Origin of the sequence: Nocardia sp. NBC_01329, from assembly GCF_035956715.1 — a bacterium.
Taxonomy (GTDB): Bacteria; Actinomycetota; Actinomycetes; order Mycobacteriales; family Mycobacteriaceae; genus Nocardia.
This window is the reverse complement of the sequence record NZ_CP108381.1, coordinates 5,410,488-5,432,086: the sequence shown is the minus strand read 5'-3', so window position 1 is coordinate 5,432,086 and position 21,599 is coordinate 5,410,488. Positions and strand designations below refer to the sequence as shown.

At 67.3% G+C, this 21,599-nt stretch carries 15 protein-coding genes; 9 read left to right on the top strand and 6 right to left on the bottom strand.

Annotated elements, in window-relative coordinates:
• The first annotated feature begins 143 nt into the window (after positions 1-143).
• Positions 144-1,088, top strand: a complete 945-nt coding sequence (locus OG405_RS24685) for a neutral zinc metallopeptidase (protein WP_327148809.1) — start codon at positions 144-146, stop codon at positions 1,086-1,088.
• Here OG405_RS24685 and OG405_RS24680 read toward each other — a convergent pair.
• Both OG405_RS24680 and OG405_RS24675 read right to left on the bottom strand, forming a co-directional pair.
• The gene (locus OG405_RS24680; RefSeq protein WP_327148808.1) at positions 1,060-1,785 is read right to left on the bottom strand and encodes a TetR/AcrR family transcriptional regulator; all 726 of its coding nucleotides are present in this window, start codon (positions 1,783-1,785) and stop codon (positions 1,060-1,062) included. The two genes, OG405_RS24685 and OG405_RS24680, sit on opposite strands and share 29 nt — an antisense overlap.
• Positions 1,782-4,061 carry an MMPL family transporter gene (locus OG405_RS24675; RefSeq protein ID WP_327148807.1) on the bottom strand — a complete coding sequence of 760 codons (2,280 nt, stop codon included), beginning with the start codon at positions 4,059-4,061 and terminating at the stop codon, positions 1,782-1,784. The genes OG405_RS24680 and OG405_RS24675 overlap by 4 nt, the downstream gene beginning before the upstream one ends.
• Positions 4,062-4,200: 139 nt before the next feature.
• Here OG405_RS24675 and OG405_RS24670 point away from each other — a divergent pair, with 139 nt between their 5' ends.
• From OG405_RS24670 to OG405_RS24655, 4 genes are all read left to right on the top strand, one after another.
• The gene (locus OG405_RS24670) at positions 4,201-6,768 is read left to right on the top strand and encodes a DNA polymerase III subunit gamma and tau (RefSeq protein ID WP_327148806.1); all 2,568 of its coding nucleotides are present in this window, start codon (positions 4,201-4,203) and stop codon (positions 6,766-6,768) included.
• 291 nt (positions 6,769-7,059) lie between these two features.
• On the top strand, positions 7,060-8,271 hold the full coding sequence (locus OG405_RS24665; protein WP_327148805.1) for an acetyl-CoA C-acetyltransferase: 1,212 nt from the start codon (positions 7,060-7,062) through the stop codon (positions 8,269-8,271).
• A 129-nt stretch (positions 8,272-8,400) separates the two neighbouring features.
• The gene (locus OG405_RS24660; protein ID WP_442790788.1) at positions 8,401-10,536 is read left to right on the top strand and encodes a 3-hydroxyacyl-CoA dehydrogenase NAD-binding domain-containing protein; all 2,136 of its coding nucleotides are present in this window, start codon (positions 8,401-8,403) and stop codon (positions 10,534-10,536) included.
• 863 nt (positions 10,537-11,399) lie between these two features.
• Positions 11,400-15,284 (top strand): protein kinase domain-containing protein, encoded by a 3,885-nt coding sequence (locus OG405_RS24655; protein WP_327148803.1) that lies wholly within the window; start codon positions 11,400-11,402, stop codon positions 15,282-15,284.
• Between the two features lie 23 nt (positions 15,285-15,307).
• Here the strand turns inward: OG405_RS24655 and OG405_RS24650 are convergent, their stop codons facing one another.
• Positions 15,308-16,624, bottom strand: coding sequence for a class I SAM-dependent methyltransferase (locus OG405_RS24650; protein WP_327148802.1), 1,317 nt, complete (start codon positions 16,622-16,624; stop codon positions 15,308-15,310).
• Positions 16,621-18,057, bottom strand: coding sequence for an FAD-binding oxidoreductase (locus OG405_RS24645; RefSeq protein WP_327152500.1), 1,437 nt, complete (start codon positions 18,055-18,057; stop codon positions 16,621-16,623). The genes OG405_RS24650 and OG405_RS24645 overlap by 4 nt, the downstream gene beginning before the upstream one ends.
• A gap of 88 nt (positions 18,058-18,145) precedes the next feature.
• Between OG405_RS24645 and OG405_RS24640 the strand changes: the two genes are divergently transcribed.
• Together OG405_RS24640 and OG405_RS24635 are read left to right on the top strand one after the other, a co-directional pair.
• On the top strand, positions 18,146-18,298 hold the full coding sequence (locus OG405_RS24640; RefSeq protein ID WP_327148801.1) for a hypothetical protein: 153 nt from the start codon (positions 18,146-18,148) through the stop codon (positions 18,296-18,298).
• A 269-nt stretch (positions 18,299-18,567) separates the two neighbouring features.
• Positions 18,568-19,002, top strand: a complete 435-nt coding sequence (locus OG405_RS24635) for an SRPBCC family protein (protein ID WP_327148800.1) — start codon at positions 18,568-18,570, stop codon at positions 19,000-19,002.
• A 105-nt stretch (positions 19,003-19,107) separates the two neighbouring features.
• Here OG405_RS24635 and OG405_RS24630 read toward each other — a convergent pair whose 3' ends face one another.
• Positions 19,108-19,677, bottom strand: coding sequence for a hypothetical protein (locus tag OG405_RS24630; RefSeq protein ID WP_327148799.1), 570 nt, complete (start codon positions 19,675-19,677; stop codon positions 19,108-19,110).
• 142 nt (positions 19,678-19,819) lie between these two features.
• On the opposite strand from OG405_RS24630, the gene OG405_RS24625 reads away from it, so the two are divergent.
• Both OG405_RS24625 and recR read left to right on the top strand, forming a co-directional pair.
• Complete coding sequence (locus OG405_RS24625) at positions 19,820-20,149, top strand: YbaB/EbfC family nucleoid-associated protein (RefSeq protein WP_327148798.1); 330 nt, start codon at positions 19,820-19,822, stop codon at positions 20,147-20,149.
• 18 nt (positions 20,150-20,167) lie between these two features.
• A complete protein-coding gene (gene recR, locus OG405_RS24620; protein ID WP_327148797.1) occupies positions 20,168-20,776 on the top strand; it encodes a recombination mediator RecR in 609 nt (202 codons plus the stop codon).
• A 21-nt stretch (positions 20,777-20,797) separates the two neighbouring features.
• On the opposite strand, the gene OG405_RS24615 is transcribed toward recR, so the two are convergent.
• Complete coding sequence (locus tag OG405_RS24615; protein WP_327148796.1) at positions 20,798-21,442, bottom strand: hypothetical protein; 645 nt, start codon at positions 21,440-21,442, stop codon at positions 20,798-20,800.
• Between the last annotated feature and the right edge of the window lie 157 nt (positions 21,443-21,599).

Sequence of the window (21,599 nt, the reverse complement as noted above, 5' to 3'; positions counted from 1 at the left end):
CGCCGATACCGCCGGGCGTCCGGCCTCAATACGGTCCCCGGCCGGGTGGCCCGCAGCGGCCGCCGTATCCAGGACCTCGCCCCGGATACCCTGCTGCCCCGGGATATCCCCACCGGCAGCCCGGTTATCCGCAACAGGGGCCGATGGCCGGTTATCGCCCGATCGTCGCGCCACCCATGCCGCCGCCGGTGCCCTATCGGGTTCCGAACGCGCCGCGGCCGCGCACCCGCCGCAGCAGTGGCAGTACCTTGCTGCTGGTCCTCGCCGTGATCGTGGTGCTGGTCGGGGCGCTGGTGCGGGGAGCGCTGAATTCCGACACTTTGCGAGTACTCGGCCCGCAACCCGAGCACAGCTACGCCACCAGCGAAACCGGCCCCGCCCAGACCGGTACGAATCCATTGCTCACCGATACCGATGCCACGCTGATCCCGGCGGATTGCGAGTACTCGCCGTGGTCGGCCGACGAGGACACGGCCCGGGCATTCTTCGAGAGCGCCGGGAAATGCCTGGAGGCGGCCTGGCAGCCGGTACTCGAGGATTCGGGTCTGCCGTTCGAGCCGCCGACCGTGCTGGTATCGGCGAACACCGACGGAATCACTACTCCGTGCACCGGTTCGACCAGTGAATTCGCCGCGTTCTACTGCCCGGCGAACCGGACCGTCTATATGCCGATCAGCCAGTTGCAGACCGATTATTACGAGGACAACTGGGTCGTCTACCTGTCGGTCTTCGCTCACGAGTACGGGCATCACATCCAGAACATGTCCGGGATCCTGCTCGCCGCCAACAGCGCCCGCGTCGACGCCGGTGCGCGCAGCACAGCAGGACTCGAACTGTCGCGGCGGGTGGAGTTGCAGGCCAACTGTTTCGACGGGATGTATCTGGTGTCCTCGGCCGACGGCGGTGCGCTCACCAGCGGACAGCTGACCGATGCGCGTACCGATGCCGACCACCGCGGCGATCAGCACGGCGATATGCGTGACCACGGCACTCCGGACAACGGTGGACGCTGGTTCGGCCTGGGCGTCGAACACAATCTGACCGCCGAGTGCAATACCTTCACTGCGGCGGCCGACGCGGTGAACTGAGTCGGTCCGCGGCCGAGTCCGGGGCACGGATCCGCGTGCGGAGGTCCATCACCCACCGGGTCATTTCGGCCGGGGTCTTGTCGGGTCCCATCAGCTCGCCGAGTATGTGACCGAAACATGCCGCGTCGAGCACCCTTTCGGCGATGGTCATCGGATCACCCCAGGGCAGGTACGGTTTTGCCAGCAGCAGTGAGGCTATACCGTGCGCCGCCGCCCATAATTCGAGCACCAGCGGGGTCGGGTCCGCGCGGTCGATCAGACCGTCGGCCATGGCCTCCTCCACCGTCGCGGCGAAATACCGGAACGCGCCGCTCGTCAGCACCATGTCCACGGCGCCCTGATGGGTGGTCGGGATGGTCGCCAGCCGATACTGCTCGGGATGATCCAGGGCGAAGCGGACATAGGCGAGGCCGAGGCGGTGCAGGCGCAGCGCCGGTGGATCCGTCGGATCCACCGCCGCCTGCATCGCGGTGTCCAGCGCTTCGAACACCTCGGCGACCGCGGCCTCGATCAGCGCGTCCTTGTCGGCGAAGTGCCGATAGATCGACGGCGCGCTGACCCCGACCAGGCCCGCGACCGCTCGGATCGATACCGCTGCGACACTGCCCGTGCTTTCGAGTAACTCCCGGGTGGCGGCGATGATCTCCGCGCGGAGCCGGCCACCGGCACCACGCGGAGACCGCGGCCGCCCGGTCATACGCGCACCGGCCGTTCGGCCCCGGCCGTCGTCGGATCGGCCGGCTCCTCGGTGAATCCGATCCGATCGTGCAAGCGTGCCAGCGGTTTCGGCGCCCACCAGTTGAGCGGCCCCATCAGTTTCATCAGGGCCGGTACCAGCAGGGCCCGGATGAGGGTGGCGTCGGCGAGCACGGTCAAGGTGAGGCCCAGGCCCATCAGCTGGATGAACGACACCTTGGAGGTGGTGAGGGCGCCGATCACGATCGCCATCAGTACGGCAGCGGCGGTGAAGATGCGGCCGGTGCGGGCCACTCCGATGGCGACGGACTCGGTGTTGTCCTCTTCCGCGAACTCCGCCCCCGTGCGCCCGGCCCGCCTGCGCAACCATTCCTCGCGGATACGGGACAGCAGGAACACTTCATAGTCCATGGACAGCCCGAAGGCCAGGCAGAACATGAGGATCGGCATGGTCGGCACCAGATAGCCGACGGCGGTGAAGCCGAGCAGTCCCTCCAGATGGCCCTCCTGGAAGATCCACACCATGGCGCCGAAGGCGGCGGTCAACGAAAGAATGTTCAGCAGTAGAGCTTTCAGCGGCAGGACGATACTGCCGGTGAAGAGGAACAACACCACGAACGTCGACAATATGATGAGCAACGCCGCCAGGGGGAGCCGATCGGCCAAGGCCCCGAGCGAATCCTCGTTCACCGCGGCCGCCCCGCCGAAGAGGGCTGGAGCGGGCGCGTCGACCGCCCGCAACGCGTCGAGCTGCTTTCCGCCGGCCGGCGAGAAGGGGTCCAGTGACGAGGTGACGGTCAAGTACGTGCCGGTGTCGTTGCTCATTCCGGGTGGGGTGGGTGCGAGCTTGTTCCCGGAGACATACACGCCTGAACCGGACAGCACCGCGGTGACGTCCTCGACCTCGGAGAGCCGGGCCGCGTAGTCGCCGATTCCGCGCTCGTCGCGGTATCCGTCCAGCACGATCGTGGTGTTACTGCCGGGATCGGCACGGGGGAAATCCGCGCGGATCTCGTCGCCCACCTGCCGGCTCGCCGCCGAGTTCGGTAGTACCCGCTCGTCGGGATAGCCGAATTTCACGGAGAGGAAGGGTGAGCCCAGCACCAGCAGCAGTGCCACGATCAGTAGGGCGACCGGTACCGCGGCCCGCATGACCCGCTTGACCAGCCGATACCAGCCGGTCTGCTCCGGGGCCATGGCGCCGAGCGGAGCGGGTTCGCGCCCGAACAGGCGCAGAATCGGGGCGCGCAGGTCGAGCGCGTTGACCCGGTGCCCGAGCAGGACGAGCGCGGCGGGCAGGACCACGATCGACGCGACAGCGGCGGCGCCCACGACCGCGACCCCGGAGTAGGCGAACGAACGCAGGAAGTACAGGTCGAACACGAGCATCGCCGATAGCGACAGCGCCACCGTGACCGCCGAGAAGAGGACGGTGCGCCCGGCGGTCTGCAGGGCGCGGATGGTGGCCGCGCGCGGGTCGAGACCGGTCGCGAGCTCCTCCCGGAACCGGCTGACGATGAACAGGCTGTAGTCGATGGCCAGGGCCAGGCCCAGCGCGGTGGTCAGGTTCATCGCGTAGATGGAGACGTCGGTGAACAAGGTGAACAGCTTGAGGATCGCCAGAGTGGCGGCGATCGCGAGCAGCCCGACCACCAGCGGCAGCGACGCGGCGATCAGACTTCCGAAGACCAGGATGAGCACGATCAGGGTCAGCGGGACGGCCGCGGTCTCGGCGACCGCGAGGTCGTGGGTGATCTGGCCGTTGACCTCGTGGAAGGTCGCGGCGGTCCCGCCCGCCCGGACGGTGACACCGTCGGTGCTACCGGTCACCTGCCCGCCGAGCTCGCCGGCGGCCTCCTGGATCTGGGTCTCGTCGCCGTCGAAACTGACCGCGATGAGCCCGGATTCGCCATCGGTGCTGCGCAGCGCGCTCGCGACGGCCGGTGACGGCGCGGTCCAGTACGACTGGACCGCGGCGGTATCCGGGTGGGCCTTCAGGACATCGATGATCCGCAACGCGCGCGTGCGCACCTGGTCGGCGTCGACCCCGTCCGGTGATTCGACCAGCAGGATGTAGTTGGGTGCGGCGCCGTCGAAATTATCGGTGAGTGCCTGGGCGGCGCGGACGGATTCGGCGTCCTCGGGGACGAACCCGCCGGATTTCAGGCCGGAAGCCGCGGTGGCCCCGAAGATCCCGCACAGCAGCGCGACGGCCAGCGCGCCGATGAGTATCGTGCGCGGAAACCTGGTGGTGAACTGCGCGATGCGTAGCAACATGTATGGCCCCCGAGCTAGTAAGTTAGTGGCGTTAGCGTAACGCTGTTAACACAGAGATGGAAGAGACCGCCCGAAGTCCGTGGCGAGCCTGTACCCACGCCGGGTGCGCGCTGTCGGGGTCCGCCGGTAGCCTCTGGCCGTGGCTCTGTACCGGAAGTACCGACCGGCAACGTTCGCTGACGTGGTGGGCCAGGAGCACGTCACCGAACCGCTGTGTACCGCGCTGGACACCGGCCGGATCAGTCATGCCTATCTATTCTCCGGTCCGCGTGGTTGCGGTAAGACCTCATCGGCCCGGATCCTCGCGCGTTCGCTGAACTGCGCGCAGGGCCCCACCTCCACGCCTTGCGGCACCTGCGCCTCCTGCCTCGCGCTGGCGCCCGGCGGTGGCGGCAACCTCGATGTGATCGAGCTGGACGCCGCCAGCCACGGTGGTGTCGACGACACCCGCGAACTGCGCGACCGGGCCTTCTACGCGCCCGCCGAATCCCGCTACCGGGTGTTCATCGTCGACGAGGCGCATATGGTCACCACGGCCGGATTCAACGCACTGCTGAAGATCGTCGAGGAGCCCCCGGCCCATCTGATCTTCGTCTTCGCCACCACCGAACCGGACAAGGTGCTGCCGACGATCCGCTCGCGCACCCATCACTATCCCTTCCGGCTGCTGCCCCCCGCCACCATGCGGGGGCTGCTCGGCGGGATCTGCGAGCAGGAACAGGTCACCGTGGAAGAAGCGGTGTACCCGTTGGTGATCCGTGCGGGCGGTGGATCCCCGCGCGACAGTTTGAGTGTGCTGGACCAGTTGCTCGCCGGTGCCGGGTCCGAGGGCGTCACCTATCCGCGCGCCGTAGCACTGCTGGGGGTGACCGACGTGGCGCTGATCGATGACGCGGTCGACGCGTTGGCGGCAGCCGACGGCGCCGCACTGTTCGGCACCGTTGATCGGGTGATGGAAGCCGGTCACGATCCGCGCCGGTTCGCGGTGGACCTGCTCGAGCGCCTGCGCGATCTGATCCTGATCCGGGCCGTACCCGACGCCACCGAACGCGGACTCGTCGCCGGGCCCGCCGATCTGCTGGACCGGATGCGCGAGCAGGCCGCCCGGCTCGGTCCCGCGTCCCTCACCCGCTACGCCGAACTTCTGCACGCCGGACTGGGGGAGATGCGCGGGGCCACCGCGCCGCGACTGCTGCTCGAGGTCGTCTGCTCCCGGATGCTGCTGCCCGCCGCCGACGAATCCGACGCCGCGACGCTGCAACGGCTGGAACAACTGGAGCGGCGGGTCGCGTCCGGTGTCCGCGCGGTGCCACCCGCCGCGCCCGCGAGCAGTGCCCCGGCGGATGGCCCGCCCCCCGAAGTCACGGCGCCCGTGCGAGCGGCCGCGTCCGATCCGTCCCGCCGCCGTGGGGCCGAGGCCCTGGCCGCGCTACGGGAGTCCAGGACCGGCCGGGTGCCGGAAGGTCCCACTGTCGGCGAGTCGGCCGAAGCCGCGGAGCCGGGTCCGATGCCTCCCGCGGTCGATCGCGGTGGCCGGGACCGGGAGATAGCGGCGGCCCCGGCCGGACATCCCGAGGCTCCAGCGGGCTCCGTCGAGGTCGAGAGTGGTCCGGCGGCGCCGCAGTCTCCCGTAGCCGAAGTGCGCGACGATCCGAATGCCGCGGGTGCTGCCGCGCCCATGGGTCCGCCGCGGGACGCGGTGTCACCCCAGCCGAACGCGGCCCCGCCCCGGCCTGCCGAGCCGACCGCGACCGCTCCGACCGGCTCGGCGGGCCCAGAGCATCCCGGCGGCCCAGTCGACGAATCGGTGAGTGCGGAGAACTCCGCCGAACCGCCCGCGAGTGATTCGGCGGCCGCGAGCGAGGCGACTTCCGGTGCCGAGCCGACCGGGCCGGATACCGACTCGGCGCCGGCCGATCCGGAACTGCTGGCGGCGGTGGAAGCCGCGTGGCCGGAGATCAAGGTCAAGGTCAAGGACTTCGGGCCGACGATCGGGGCCATGCTCACGTCGGGAGCGTCGGTCGCCGGTGTCGAGGACGGTGAGATCGTGCTGGCCCACCACGCCGCGCTGGTCCAGCGTCTCTCGCAGCCGCAACCCCTGTCGGCGGTCCGCTCGGCCGTGACCGCGGTGCTCGGCCGGGAACACCCCGTCCGGTGGGTGGTCACGGGGCAGCAGGTCTCCCGGGGTCCCGGCGGACGAGAGCGGGGCGGGCGCCGATCGGGTGACACCGAGTCGGGTGAATCCGAAGGCGGCCGCCGAGGCGGTCCACGGCGACCGGCGCCGAGCCGGTCCGGTGGTGAGCCCGACGACGCCGGTGAGGCACCGGCAGGCTCGGCGCAGGACGGTGGCGCGGGCGGATCGGACAACGATGCGCGGCCGGGCGCGGGAGCGGGGGGCCGCGCCGGCGATCCGGGTCGGCGGCCGCCGCGGTTCTCCCGGCCGAGTCAGGCCAAGGCCGCCGGTGCGGCCGCGGCGAATCCCTACGACGACATCCCGCCGCCGGACTATCCGGATCTGCCCGATGACCCGGGTCCGGGCGATCACGGTTACGCACCGAACAGCGTGCCGCCCTCCACTCCGGAGGAAGAGCGGGAGATGCTCGCGGAGTCCGCGCAGCCGGTCGCCCCCGGCGATCGGCGCGACCCGGACGACGTCGCTCTGCGACTACTGGCCAGTGAGCTGGGCGCCACCCCCTTGAATGGTTGACAAGCACCGTCTCGACCACGTTAAGTTAACCGGAGTTCGCATTCGGCGGTAGTATGGGCGGGTAGCTGCGGACTTCGGCGAGACGAGGTTCTATGGTGGGCCGTGAGGTACGGGCCGCTCGGTACCCCCTAGCTGGCCTGTGCCGTGGTTTGTACAGCGTATGCCCGCGCGGGTGATCTGCCCGTCAGCGCTGCCAACTGAATACGGTCGGTCGAACGGCCGGTCGGCGAGGTAACTCGCGTCTGCCCAACCAGGTGGGGCGGGCGTATTCCTACGAAGGGACATTCCGATATGACCACAGAGGCCTACATTTACGAGGCCATCCGCACCCCGCGCGGCCGCAACAAGAAGGGGTCGCTGCACTCGGTCAAGCCGATCGATCTGACCACCGGGCTGGTGCAGGAGCTCCGCAACCGCTTTCCGAACCTCGACGAGGACCGGATCTCGGACCTGATCCTCGGCGTCGTGTCCCCCGTCGGAGACCAGGGTTCCGATATCGCCCGCACCACCGTGCTGACCGCCGGCCTGCCGGAGACGGTCGGCGGCGTGCAGATCAACCGTTTCTGTGCCTCCGGCCTCGAGGCCGTGAACATGGCGGCGCAGAAGGTCCGCTCCGGATTCGAGGATCTGGTCCTGGCCGGCGGTGTCGAATCCATGTCGCGTGTGCCCATGGGCTCCGACGGCGGCGCCTGGATGCTCGATCCGGCCACCAACTACGACACCTACGTCGTCCCCCAGGGCGTGAGTGCCGACCTGATCGCCAGCATCGAAGGCTTCACCCGTGAAGACGTCGACGCCTACGCGGTGCGCTCGCAGGATCTGGCCGCCAAGGCGACTACCGGCGGCTACTTCGCCAAGTCGATCGTCCCGGTCAAGGACATCAACGGCCTGACCGTCCTGGACAAAGACGAGCACATGCGGCCCGGTACCACCCTGGAGGACCTGGCCAAGCTGAACCCGTCGTTCGCCGGTATCGGTGAAATGGGCGGCTTCGACGCGGTGGCGCTGCAGAAGTACCACTTCGTCGAGAAGATCGAGCATGTCCACCACGGTGGCAACAGCTCCGGCATCGTCGACGGTGCCGCGCTGGTCCTGGTCGGTACCGAAGAAGCCGGCAAGGCCTCGGGCCTGACTCCGCGCGCCCGCATCGTCGCCACCGCCACCAGCGGCGCGGACAGCACCATCATGCTCACCGGCCCGACCCCGGCCGCGCGCAAGGTGCTGGCCAAGGCCGGTCTGACCGTCGACGATATCGACCTGTTCGAGATCAACGAAGCGTTCGCCTCCGTGGTGCTGAAGTTCCAGAAGGATCTGCAGATCCCGGACGAGAAGCTCAACGTCAACGGCGGCGCCATCGCCATGGGCCACCCGCTGGGCGCCACCGGCGCCATGATCACCGGCACCATGGTCGACGAGCTGGAGCGTCGCAACGCCCGGTACGCGCTGGTCACCCTGTGCATCGGCGGCGGTATGGGTGTCGCCACCATCATCGAGCGCGTCTGACGCCGACCGAATTCATTCTCACCTCGCGATGTTCGGGTCAGGCCCGGCGGCGGCAGCTTGTGTAACCACGCAGGGCCTGCGAACATCGCCCATTCCTCAGGAGACAGAAAAACCGTGAGCGAAGCCAACATGATCGGTTGGGAGAAGGATTCGGACGGCATCGTCGTGCTGACGATGGACGATCCGAACCAGGGCGCCAACACCATGAACGACCTCTACAAGAAGTCGATGACCGCGACGGTCGAGCGGCTCGAGGCCGAGAAGGACGACATCACCGGTGTCGTGCTGACCTCCGCGAAGAAGACCTTCTTCGCCGGTGGTGACCTGAAGAACATGATGCAGGTCGGACCGGACAACGGCCCCGAGCTGATGGCAGAACTGTTCGAGATCAAGTCGGCGCTGCGCCGCCTGGAGACCCTCGGCAAGCCGGTCGTGGCCGCCATCAACGGTGCTGCCCTGGGCGGCGGCCTGGAGATCGCGCTCGCGACCCACCACCGGATCGCGGCCGATGTCCGCGGCTCCCAGATCGGCCTGCCCGAGGCCACCCTGGGCCTGCTGCCCGCCGGCGGCGGCATCATCCGCACCGTGCGCATGCTGGGCCTGCAGAACGCCCTCATGGGCGTCCTGCTGCAGGGCCAGCGCAACAAGCCGGCCAAGGCCAAGGAAATCGGCCTGATCGATGAGCTGGTCGGCTCGATCGAGGAACTGGTCCCCGCCGCCAAGGCCTGGATCAAGGCCAACCCCGAGGGCGGCGTGCAGCCGTGGGACAAGAAGGGCTTCAAGATCCCCGGCGGCACCCCCGCCAGCCCGTCCTTCGCCGCGACCCTGCCGGCCTTCCCGGCCAACCTGCGCAAGCAGATCAAGGGCGCGAACATGCCCGCCCCGCGCGCCATCATGGCCGCGGCGGTCGAGGGTTCGCAGGTCGGCATCGACGATGCCTCGCTGATCGAGTCCCGCTACTTCGTGCACCTGCTCACCGGGCCGGTCGCGAAGAACATGATCCAGGCCTTCTTCTTCGACCTGCAGACCATCAACAACGGTGGTTCGCGGCCGAACGATGTGCCGAAGAAGGAGATCAAGAAGATCGGCGTGCTCGGCGCGGGCATGATGGGCGCCGGTATCGCCTATGTATCGGCCAAGGCCGGTTACGAGGTCGTGCTCAAGGACGTCACCATCGAGGCGGCCGAGCGGGGCAAGAACTACTCGGAGAAGATCGAGGCCAAGGCGCTGTCCCGGGGCAAGACCACCGAGGAGAAGTCCAAGGAACTGCTCGACCGGATCAAGCCGTCCGCCGATGTCGACGACTTCGCGGGCGTCGACTTCGTGATCGAGGCCGTCTTCGAGAGCACCGAGCTCAAGCACAAGGTCTTCCAGGAGATCGAGGACATCGTCACCCCCGACGCGCTGCTCGGCTCCAACACCTCGACCCTGCCGATCACCGGCCTGGCCGAAGGTGTGAAGCGCCAGGAAGACTTCATCGGCATCCACTTCTTCTCGCCGGTCGACAAGATGCCGCTGGTGGAGATCATCAAGGGTGAGCGGACCTCCGATGAGGCCCTGGCCCGGGTGTTCGACTACACCCTCGCCATCAAGAAGACTCCGATCGTTGTCAACGACAGCCGGGGCTTCTTCACCTCTCGCGTCATCGGCACCTTCGTCAACGAGGCGATCGCCATGCTGGGCGAGGGCATCGAGCCCGCGACCATCGAGCAGGCCGGTTCGCAGGCGGGCTACCCGGCGCCGCCGCTGCAGCTGACCGACGAGCTGAACATGAAGCTCATGCAGAAGATCGCCCGAGAGACCGAGGAAGCCGCGAAGGCGGGCGACGCGGCCATGGGCACCGAACGGCACCCGGCCATCGACGTGGTGAACTACATGGTCGAACAGGGCCGCCCGGGCCGCCTGGAGAAGGCCGGTTTCTACGAGTACGACGAGAACGGCAAACGGCTCAACATCTGGCCGCAGCTGCGCGAGCACTTCAAGACCACGACCGGTTTCAATGTGCCGCTGCAGGACCTGATCGACCGCATGCTGTTCGCGGAGGCCATCGAAACGCAGAAGTGTTTCGACGAAGGTGTTCTGGAGTCCACCGCGGACGCCAACATCGGCTCCATCTTCGGCATCGGGTTCCCGGCCTGGACCGGTGGTGTCCACCAGTTCATCGTCGGCTACCCCGGTGGACAGGCGGGCTTCGTGGCCCGGGCCGACGAACTGGCCGAGAAGTACGGCAAGCGCTTCGAGGTCCCGGCTTCGCTGCGCAAGTAGGTTCCGGGTCGGCCGTGAGCCGGCGGTAGGGCTATCGGCAACCCGTCCCACTCAGCTGTGGGGCGGGTTGCCGTGTTCCGGCGCCGATGTAAGGCGTCGCGGGGTCTTCCGTGCGAGTTGATCGCAAAGGTGGGAAATGCGGGCTTGTCGGCGGGGATAGGGGTGTGGGCTTGTTCGTGAGGGTGAGGGGTGGGCTTGTTCGTGAGGGTGAGGGGTGGGCTTGTTCGTGAGGGTGAGGGGTGGGCTTGTTCGTGAGGGTGGGAGGTGAGCTTGTTTGTGAAGGTGCTGTGTTTTTGGCGCGCTGGCGCGCGCGGGGGTTGAGGCCCTGAAGTCTCGCCGTTCAGGCCTCGAGACTCGCACCCTGGCCTGGGTGGGTTCACCTCGGCCGAAGGTGCTCAACGGTCGGTCCATCGGATGGCCGACCGCACGTCGCATGCGCTTTCGAGGCCTGAACGGCGAGACGGCCTCAACCCTTTGGGGTGTCTCGTAAGACTCGACTCATGGGGTTGCGATCCGATATTCGGTATCTGGATGGGCCGTGCCGGGCGGGTACGCGTGCATGATGCCCGCGAAGGGCAGCGACTTGGGATGGACGGGTCGTGGAGTACCGGGGACCTGTGGATGCCTGGGGATGATTGCGATCGTGCTGTGTTGGTGGCTGCGTCGGTTTCGCTACTGGGTGGTCCCGGTAACCAATGCCGTGTGCGGCGCGATATGAATCGAGACCTTCGAACAGGACACGCGAGCCGGATGAAAGCACCCATCGGGGTATCGGGCGCGCTACGTTGGAGGTGAAGACCGGAACGGCCATGGCGGCGGGATTCGCCTCCGCAGCCGATTCGTTACGAGTGCGAGGTGGTGAGATGACTCCACGAACGCGTTCGGGCCCCGGGGGCCGCGAATCGGATAACGCCTACGTCTCTGCTGGGGCCGCTGTTCCGGAAGAAACAGCTGATCCGGAAAACGCCGGTGCCCGCGGTGGCGCCGAAGCCGCTGATGCGGTCGAAGTGTCCGGCGAAGAAGTGTCCGGAGAATCCGGGGCATCCGAGACGGCGACACCGCCCGAGCCGACCCTGGGCGTGGCGAGTCCAGCGGAATCCGATCCGGACGAAACGGAACGGATATCCGGGGAACTCGCGGAGCAGGGGCTGACCGAAGCGCAGGAGATCGGGCGCGGTGGTTTCGGGATCGTGTACCGGTGCGTGCAGCGGGCGCTGGACCGGGTGGTCGCGGTGAAGGTGCTCTCTTCCGATCTCGATTCCGAGAGCCGGGAGCGGTTCCTGCGCGAAGAACATGCCATGGGCCGGCTCTCGGGGCATCCCAATATCGTCGACATCCTCCAGGTCGATGTGACCGCGAGCGGGTTGCCATTCATCGTGATGCCGTTCGCCACGCACGGGTCGCTGGAACGTCTCGTCCATGATGTAGGCCCGCTGAGCTGGACCGATACCTTGCGCGTCGGGGTGAAACTGGCGGGTGCCATCGAGAGCGCGCATCGCACGCGGATCCTGCACCGGGATGTGAAACCGGCCAATGTGCTGCTCAGCTCCTACGGGGAACCACAGCTCACCGATTTCGGGATCGCCCGGATGCCGGGAGGCTTCCGCACGTCGAGCAGCCAGATCACCGGTTCGCCCGCGTTCACCGCCCCGGAAGTCCTCAAAGGGGCCGAACCGACCGTGCGCTCCGATGTGTACGGGTTGGGGGCGACCCTTTTCGCCCTGCTCACCGGTCATGCGGCGTTCGAAAGGCAGGCGGGGGAACGGGTGGTCGCGCAGTTCCTCCGGATCACGACCCAGCCGGTACCCGATCTTCGTGAACAGGATATTCCGCCTGATGTGGCCGCGGTCATCGAGCAGGCCATGGCCCAGGAACTGGAGGAACGCCCGGCCTCGGCCTACGAATTCGGTGAGATGCTGCGCGCGGTGCAACTCGCGCACGATCAGGTCCCGGACGAGATGGCGTTGCTGGATCCAGAGGTTACGGCGGTCGATGCCGCACCGCCGGTACACGACAGGGCGCCTGCGGTGACCGCGCGCCGGAGTTGGCCGCTGCTACCGCCCACCATGGCGGGTCGCGGTATCGCCGCCGGCGACGCCGTTGCGGCGCCGAGCCCTTTCGGCGTCGCCCGGGCGCGCAAACGCGGCAGCGGGACGGGCCCGCGCAGCGGTGCCGCGGGTCGGCTCGGTGCGACCGGTAGTGCGCTGGAACGCTCACCGGCCACGCTGCCGCCGAGTCCGGCGACGAAGTTCCACCCGGCCACGCCGCCCCGGGAACCGGTGCGCCGGCCCCGGCTGCTGGATATCCTGCGCGACGGCGTCGGAAGCCGGCTCACCGTGATCCACGCTCCCGCCGGATTCGGGAAGAGTGTGCTGGCCGCGCAGTGGCGCGACGAACTGGCCGGATTGGATCTTCCCGTCGCCTGGATCGGTATCGACAGCGGAGACGACAACGAGGTCTGGTTCCTGGCGCATCTGATCGAGGCCGTCAACCGGGTCCGGCCCGAGATCGGTGCCGGGCTGGGGCAGATGCTCGAGGAACGGCCCGCGGATACGGTCGCGTTCGCGATCTCGAGTCTGATCGACGAATTGCACACCAGCGGGAAACCGGTGGTCGTGATAATCGACGACTGGCATCGGCTCAGTGATCCGGGCGCGCTGCGGGTGCTATCGGCTCTCCTGGACAGCGGCTGTCACCACCTGCGGTTCGTGGTGACCAGTCGTGACCCGTCCGACCTGCCGATGGGCCGGATGCGGATGAACGACGAACTGGTGCAGCTCGATTCCGAGCAACTGCGCCTCACCCGGGCCGAGACCGGTGAGATCCTGGTGCGGCGCAACGGTTTCGAGCTCGATTCCGATCAGGTGGACCGGATGTACACCGCCACCGACGGCTGGCCGGCCGCGGTCCAGTTGATCAGTCTCGCTCTGCGCGACGACCCGGACCCGGCGGGTCTGCTGGACCGGATGTCGGAGGGTGGGCACGGGATCCGCGAATACCTGGCCGAGAACGTGCTGGACACCCTGGAACCGGAGATGCTCGACTTCCTGTCCGATCTCGCGGTGATCGAGCAGGCGAACGGGTCGCTGGCCGCCGCGGTCACCGGTAGCGACGAGGCCCCTCGACTGCTCGAAGAGGCCGAACGGCGCGAACTGTTCGTGCGGCATATCGACGAGGATCCGGAGTGGTACCGGATGCAGCCGTTGTTCGCCGAGTACCTGCGTGCCCGGCTGGAGCGAAACCGGCCGGGCCGGGTGAAAACCCTGCACCGGCGGGCCGCGCGCTGGTACGCCGAACATCAGCTGCTGCGCAAGTCAGTGGATCATTCCCTGGCAGGCACCGATTTCAAGACCGCGCTCGATCTGCTGGAGAGCGGCGGGATGGACCTGATCGACGGATCGCGGGTCGCGACTCTGCTCGGGTCGGTCTCCAAACTACCGGTGCAGCAGGTCGCAACGCGTTCGAAACTGCTGATGGCGGTGGCCCGCGCGAATGTGAACCTGCAGCAGTCCACCGCGGCGAGATCGGCGCTGAACCGGCTGTCGAACGTCTTGTCGAGGAGTCCGGACGACGACGGCGAGGTTCGTCAACAACGGTGCCAGGCCGCGGTACTCGCCGCTTCCGACGAGATCTCCCACGATCGCACTGCCGGTGTCGTCGAACAGGTCTCCGAATCACTGAAGCATCCCGACCAGTTGCCGGCGTGGACGGTGGCCACGGCCGCGAATATCCAGGCCTACGTCCGGATCTGCGAATTCGACTTCGCGGCGGCCGCGGCCATGCTGGAGTGGGCGCGACCGTACCAGGAGCGGTCGCGCGAACCGCTCGGTGAGATCTTCGCCTGGTGCGGTCGCGGACTCATAGCCTACGAACAGCTCGATATCCCGGCCGCGCTGAGCGCCTACCAGCAGGCCTACGAGACCGCGCGGACCCGGTCCGGCCCGCGCTCACACGGGGTCCGGGCGGTGGCCGGGCTGCTCGGTGAACTGGAATACCGGCGCGGTGATCTGGCTGCCGCCGAAGAGCTGTTCGATGAGAGCTACCAGCTGGTGGCCCGGATCGGTCCGATCGAATCGCTGATCGCCACCATCGTCACGGGGGCTCGGGTGAAGGCTCTGCGCGGCGACCTCACCGCGGCCGCGGTGAGGCTGGCCGAGGGTTCCCGGATCGCGGCCGATCACCAACTGTCCCGGCTGGCCGCTCATATCCGGGCCGAGCAGATCCACCTGGGAATCGTGCGGCCCGGGCCGGGCGATCGGCCGGAAGCCGCGGACAGCACCGCGCGTGGCCTGGCGAAATTCACGGGTCGCGACCGCAGTTCCGGCCCGGACGTTGCGCCGACCGTGCTGAATATCGAGGCCGGCGAGATCACGATGATCCGCGCGCTGCTCGAAACCGGGGACCGCCAGGAGCACGAACGCGCGGCCCGCCATGCCCGTGCGCTCCACGGGCGCACCGGTGAACAGGGGCGGCCCCGGGCCCAGCTCGATATGTCGCTGCTGCTCGCCGAATGCCTCGCCGCAGCGGGTTGGGTCGGTGAAGCGGCCGCGCTGCTGGCGCCCGCGTTGTCCACCTGCGCCGAGCTCGGCTGGACCCGTCCGTTACTGGACGCGGGTCCCGCCGTTCGCGAGATTCTGCATGTGGTGCGCGATGATCTGCCGGTCACCACGCCGGACGGAACGGACACGGTCCGCACCCTCGGTGCGATCCGTGTCCCGATCCGCTTCCTCGACGAACTCCTCAGCTGAGCCCGGTCGCCGGGCCCTTACCGCTAGGGCTGCCACCAGGGACGCAGCGGAACCTCGGGGTCCCCGGAGGGGCCCAGTTTCACTCCGAGCACCTGGTGCAACTGCACGACATTGCGTTCGAAACCGAGCCGGCTTCCCGCCATGTACAGGCCCCACACCTTGGCCGTGCCCTCACCGGCCTCGGCGACACACGCATCCCAGTTGGCCACCAGGTTCTTGCACCACTCGGCGAGTGTCAGCGCATAATGCTCGCGCAGATTCTCCTCGTGCACTACTTCCAGGCCGACATTCTGGATCTCGCTGATGATCCGGCCGGAACCGATGAGCTCCCCGTCGGGGAACACGTACCGGTCGATGAAATCGCCCGCTTTGGTGGTGCGGGTGTTGTCCGGCCTGGTGATGCAGTGGTTGAGGAACAGGCCGCCCGGACGCAGTTTGCTCTGGACGAACCGGAAATAGTACGGATAGTTCTGGACCCCGATATGTTCGGTCAGCCCGATCGAGGAAACCGCGTCGAACTCGGTTTCGGCGACATCGCGGTAATCGGAATGCCGGACCTCGGCGAGATCACCGAGACCTTCCTCGGCGATCTTCTTCTGCGCCCAGGCAGCCTGCTCGGCCGAAAGAGTGGCACCGATGACCTTGACGCCCCGCTTGGCGGCATAGCGGACCATACCGCCCCAACCGCAACCGATATCGAGCAGGCGATCGCCCTCTTTCAACCGCAGCTTCTCGAAAACCAGCCGGTATTTGTTCTCCTGAGCCTGCTCCAGCGACCAGTCCCGCTCGCCGTAACACGCGCAGGTGTAGGTCATCGACGGACCGAGAACGTACTCGTAGAACGTGTTCGAGACGTCGTAGTGGTGATGGATGACCTCGGCGTCGCGGGCCTTGGAATGGCGCAACCCCTCCAGCGCGATCCGCCGCCAGCGCGGCAGCGTCTCCTGCGGTGGCGGCGGCACCGGGCGCAGCCGCTCCCACCCCAGAGATCGGGCGATGGCGACCAGGGAAAGTGCCGACGGTCGTTTGAATTTCAGATCCGTCATCGCGGCGAGGATCTTGTAAGGGTCGCCGGGATGCACCCCGGCCGCGTCCATATCGCCGGCTATGTAGGCGCGTGCCAGACCGAGGTCGCCGGGGGCATTGGCGAGATAGTTTATGCCCCGCGGATTGCGGATCTCGAGCGCGAACTCGGAATCGACGGGACCGGTCGTGCTGCCGTCGTATGCCGTCAGCTTGATAGGAACATCGCCGTCGACCAAGGTCTCGACGACCTCGGCGATACTGAGCCGAGTGCCCAGGTCCGCGAAAGCATCGGATCTATCCTTGAATGTCGTCATCTGCGTTGCACCGCCTTCGAGTACAGATCCAGCAGTCGCTGGCCGGGATCGTAGCGTTTTTTCAATGTTTCGTAACTTTCACCGCCGTACAGGGCGGCAAATTCCTCGGGCTCGTAAAAAGAGTCCGAGTACAGGGATTTGTGTCCGTCGAATTCGGTGACGGTTTTCTCGATGGCTCGGTTCGCCGCGCCATCCAGCTGACCGGGCAACTTCGGAACCGCCGACCAGAAGCCGATATTCACATAGGTGCGACCCGGGCGCAGCGGATACAGCGGCCAGGGCCGGGTGTCGTCCGCCGCGGCGGAATCGCGCAGCCGCAGCGGGCACAACCAGATGGGTTCGATCGGGATCTCGCGCAGGAACCACTCCGCGAAGTCCGCGGTGCGCTCCACCGGGACCTCGATGTCCTGCACCACGCGTTCCTGCGGCGGATCGCCCCTGCGTGCAGCCAGTTTGTCGCCGATATTGTAACGGTGATCGAGGGCGATCAACTTCCAGTAGAAGCTGCTGCGCCGATAGCGTTTCGGCCAGAATCGACGGATCTTCGGGTTCTGCGTGCCGAACGCGCGTGAACACCAGAACCAATCGGTGTCCCAGCGCCAGAGATAGTCGTGGATCGTGAGCCGATCGCGTTTCGGCGCCGGGTCGTCGTGCTGGACGGACCGGTAGAAGATGTCCATATCGGTGTAGTCGCTCACCGGCCCCGGTTCGCCGGTCTGCCGGCCCAGGGTCAGGTAGCTCTCCCCGGCGCTGAAAACGACACCGTCGAGGTAATCGACCTGTTCCCCGTCGAACCTGCGCTCGAGCACGACCCGGTCCAGCACGGCCTCCAGTTCGCGCAGGTCGTGGAACCGCAGATGGCGTAACTCCACATACGGCAGCACCGGTTCCAACTCGATCTTCAACCGGGTGGCGTAGCCCAGCGTGCCGTAGGAGTTCGGGAAACCACGGAACAGTTCGCCGTCCGGGCCGTCCGGGGTGATGGTGACGATCTCACCGGCTCCGGTGAGCACCTCCATCTCCAGCACCGATTCGTGCGGTAGACCGTTGCGGAAGGAAGTCGATTCGATCCCGAGCCCGGTCACCGCTCCACCGAGGGTGATGGTCTTGAGCTGCGGCACCACCAGCGGTGCCAGACCGTACGGCAGGGTGGCCGCCACCAGGTCCTCGTAGGTGGTCATGCCCGCGACCTCGGCTGTCCTGGCCTCCGGGTCGACCTCGATCACCCGGGTGAGACCGGAGACATCCAGCCCAGGTGCTGTGTTCTTCGCCCGCGCGCGGAAAAGATTGGAAGTCTTCTTGGCCAGCCGCACGTTTGCGCCCGCCGGGATGGCGCGATAGCTCGCGAGCAGGCGATCGACACCTGCCCGATATGCGGCGAACCCGGATTCATATGCGGCCGGACCGTGGCCGGCCTTCCCCAACAGACTCATTGCCACGTCTAGACGCTAGTCCTACTTGGTCTTGATCGGCCACAGCGGGGGGATCGTCGGTGGCGAAATGTCACATATCTGTTGCACCGTGTTCGACGAACTGTTCATGCTGGTTGACCGCTATTTCGGAATTGTCTGTGTTTTTGGCGCCGCCTGCGGCGGCGCGGGGGTTGAGGCCCTGAAGTCTCGCCGTTCAGGCCTCGAGACTCGCGCCTTCGGCGCATGCGCTTTCGAGGCCTGAACGGCGAGACGGCCTCAACCCTTTGGGTGTCTCGTAAGACTCGACTCATGTGGTTGCGTGGGCGTTCCAGGCCCTGGATTCGGGGGCTGTTCGGCGCGGGGCGGGTGTCGGGGTCGACGCCGTCGGGCTCTCGCCGCCGCATCCCAGTGGTCACCTCTGCTCCCGGTGTTGCCATCTGTAACCGGGATCGACAGGGCCCCGGCCCTGTCCCGCCCGGGGTGGGGAGAGAATACAGGCTGTCACAACGCATCCCGAATAAGGAGTTCACCGTGGGACAGGTCAAAGCCGGCAGTTCGATCGAGGTCGCCGCAGACCCGCAGCGCGCACTGGCGGCGGTCACCGATTACACGGAGGTGCGCCCGAAGATCCTGTCGGCGCACTACCGCGACTACAAGGTCGTCGAGGGTGGGCACGGGGACGGCACCGTCGCCGAGTGGACCCTGCAGGCCACCGAGAAGCGGGTCCGCAATATCCGGGCCCAGGTTTCGGTCGCCGACAATGTCGTCACCGAGAAGGACGCCAACTCCTCGCTCGTCAACACCTGGACGATCACCCCGACCGGTTCCGGTTCGACGGTCACCCTGGAGACCACCTGGCAGGGCGCCGGCGGCGTCAAAGGCATCTTCGAGGGCATTTTCGCGCCCCTCGGCCTGCGCAAGATCCAGGCCGAGGTACTGGAGAACCTGAAGCGCGAACTGGCCTGATCGGGCCGAGTTCCACCGTATCGGGCGGTCACCGGGAGCGGGTTCACGATCCTTTCCGGTGACCGCCGGATCCGGGCCCGGGGCGGGCCGGCCGGCATCAGCGGTTCACGGACCGACAGCTTCTCCGTGAGCGAGGACGAACGAGAGCAACACGGGGGTCTGACGAGTGCTGCGCCACCATGAGTAACCGAGCCACACCCCCGGCACGATCTCGCGGATCTCGTCGTACACCTGCGGGGTGATCGCGGGCGTGTAGTCCAGCACCCAGGTCTTTTCCCCGTCGACGCGTGAGGGGGCCGGGTACACATTCGCCGGCCAGCCTTCGAGATCCGCGCCGGTGATCCGATTCGTCAACTGCCCGCCGTCGGGCCCGGTGTCGAAGGCCTTCCCGATCCAGAACGCGGGCACGAGTGGCTCGATGGGCGAGGTCGAGGTCACCCAGCCGTTCATCACCCCGGACGGCACCGAGCCCGCCTGTGCGGTGCGGTAGATCCGGGCGTGCTGGAGACCGGTGCAATTCCAGCGCAACGAGTCGATGGTGACTGCCGGTGCCGCGGGATCGATGACGCAGCCGTCGCCGTGGTCGACGGCCGCTTCCGGGTCGGCTTCGGCGGTAGCCGCGCGGAACACGCCGGACACCATCATGAGGGCACCCAGCAGATATCCCTTGGACACAATCAGCTCCAGTTACGGTCCAGAATTTTCGGCGCGGTACGAATGCACCGGGCAACCCGATATTAGGCGGGCGTGGGTGCGGCTGAATCCACGACCGCGGCGGTCTAGGCTGAATTGTGACTCGTCCGTAGAGAGGAATCCCGTGCAGCCCGATGGTCAGTTCGATATGCAGCAGTTGCTCCAGCAGGCCCAGCAGATGCAGGAGCAGGTGATGGCGGCGCAGGCCGAGATCGCCGCGGCCGAGGTGGACGGCCAGGCCGGTAACGGTCTGGTCCGGGTGAGGATCAAGGCGACCGGCGCGGTGTTGTCGCTGACGATCGATCCGAAGGCCGTCGACCCGGAAGATGTGGAAACCCTGCAGGATCTGGTGATCGGCGCGGTCAACGACGCCATGTCCAACGCCCAGAACCTGGCAGCCGAACGGCTCGGGCCGCTGGCCGGCGGCGGTGCACCGGGTCTGCCGAGCTTCTGATCGGGCCGGGGTATCGCGGTGTACGAGGGTCCGGTTCAGGATCTCATCGACGAACTGGGGAAACTGCCGGGTGTCGGTCCCAAGAGCGCCCAGCGGATCGCGTTTCACCTGCTCGGAGTGGAACCGCCGGAAATCGACCGGCTCCAGGCGGTGCTGCAGAAGATCCGGGACGGAGTGCGGTTCTGCGCGCAATGCGGCACGGTCGCCGACGGCGAACTGTGCCGGATCTGCGCTGATCCGCGCCGCGATCGCAGCATGATCTGCGTGGTCGAGGAACCCAAGGATGTTCCGGCCATCGAGCGGACCCGGGAGTTCCGGGGCCGCTACCACGTGCTGGGCGGTGCGCTCGACCCGTTGAGCGGGGTCGGTCCGGAACAGTTGCGTATCCGGGAACTGCTGACCCGCATCGGCAGCCAGGACGACGGGGTGGATGTCACCGAAGTGATCATCGCGACGGATCCGAACACCGAGGGCGAGGCGACCGCGACCTACCTGGTGCGCATGCTGCGTGATTTCCCCGGCCTCACCGTCACCCGCCTGGCGTCGGGCCTGCCCATGGGCGGTGACCTGGAGTTCGCCGACGAATTGACCCTGGGCCGGGCGTTCTCCGGCCGTCGCGCATTGTGACGGCCGGGCCGGTCGCGGTGCTCACAACTCCAGCCGCTCCCAGTGCAGCCGGTCGAGCCGGGCACGGTCCTGGCGGGCCCAATCCCAGATGAGGCCCGCGACAGCGTCGGATCCCGTGATCCGCGCCGTGAAATGCCGGTCGGGGCTCCCGTCGCGGAACTCGACCGTGTAATCCTCGGCTGATTCCCGGTAGGTCTGGATGTAGACCTCCGGGGCCCGCTCCACGATCAGATACGGGTTCGGGTCGGCCAGCTCACGAACCCAGGAGGCGGCGAGTGCCTCAGTCAGATAAGGGAATTCGCCCGCACCGCCGTGCGTCACGGTGACCGGAACATGACCGGCGGGATCGATCAACCAGGTCAGCTGGGGGTCGTACACCGCGTAACCCCGCGGTGTGGCCAGTTCGAAGAGCAGATCGCGAACGAAGCCGATGGCATCGTAGGGGCTCGGCACCTGTAGTACCGCCCCGGTCGGTGCCCCGCCCAGCGGTGACACGCTCAGGAAACTGTCGGATTCGGGCAGCTCGGCATTGCGCACGTTCAGCTCCCCCGCCAGCTCCGCGACAATGTCGGTCTCGGGTCGACCTTGCTGAGTAGTGAGATACGCGTCGACCTCCTCGGGTGTGGAGGCGACACCGGACGGCAACAGCACATGGTCGTAACTCACCCGGGGAAGTTTATGCCCCGCCACCACCCGCGCCGAGGGGTCGGGTCGACCACCGGGAGAGGATCCCCCGTTCGAGGTCGGCTCGAGTGTGAAGGTCGGGCGGCCGATCGGAGAGAGACGATGCCCCCATCACGTGGCCGAATTCCCACCTCACCCC

Coding starts and splice junctions, on each gene's coding strand:
- OG405_RS24650 (WP_327148802.1), bottom strand. CDS start 16,624: ATGACGACATTCAAGGATAGATCCGATGCTTTCGCGGACCTGGGCACT.
- OG405_RS24655 (WP_327148803.1), top strand. CDS start 11,400: ATGACTCCACGAACGCGTTCGGGCCCCGGGGGCCGCGAATCGGATAAC.
- OG405_RS24675 (WP_327148807.1), bottom strand. CDS start 4,061: ATGTTGCTACGCATCGCGCAGTTCACCACCAGGTTTCCGCGCACGATA.
- OG405_RS24680 (WP_327148808.1), bottom strand. CDS start 1,785: ATGACCGGGCGGCCGCGGTCTCCGCGTGGTGCCGGTGGCCGGCTCCGC.
- OG405_RS24685 (WP_327148809.1), top strand. CDS start 144: ATGGCCGGTTATCGCCCGATCGTCGCGCCACCCATGCCGCCGCCGGTG.
- OG405_RS24660 (WP_442790788.1), top strand. CDS start 8,401: ATGATCGGTTGGGAGAAGGATTCGGACGGCATCGTCGTGCTGACGATG.
- OG405_RS24645 (WP_327152500.1), bottom strand. CDS start 18,057: ATGAGTCTGTTGGGGAAGGCCGGCCACGGTCCGGCCGCATATGAATCC.
- OG405_RS24665 (WP_327148805.1), top strand. CDS start 7,060: ATGACCACAGAGGCCTACATTTACGAGGCCATCCGCACCCCGCGCGGC.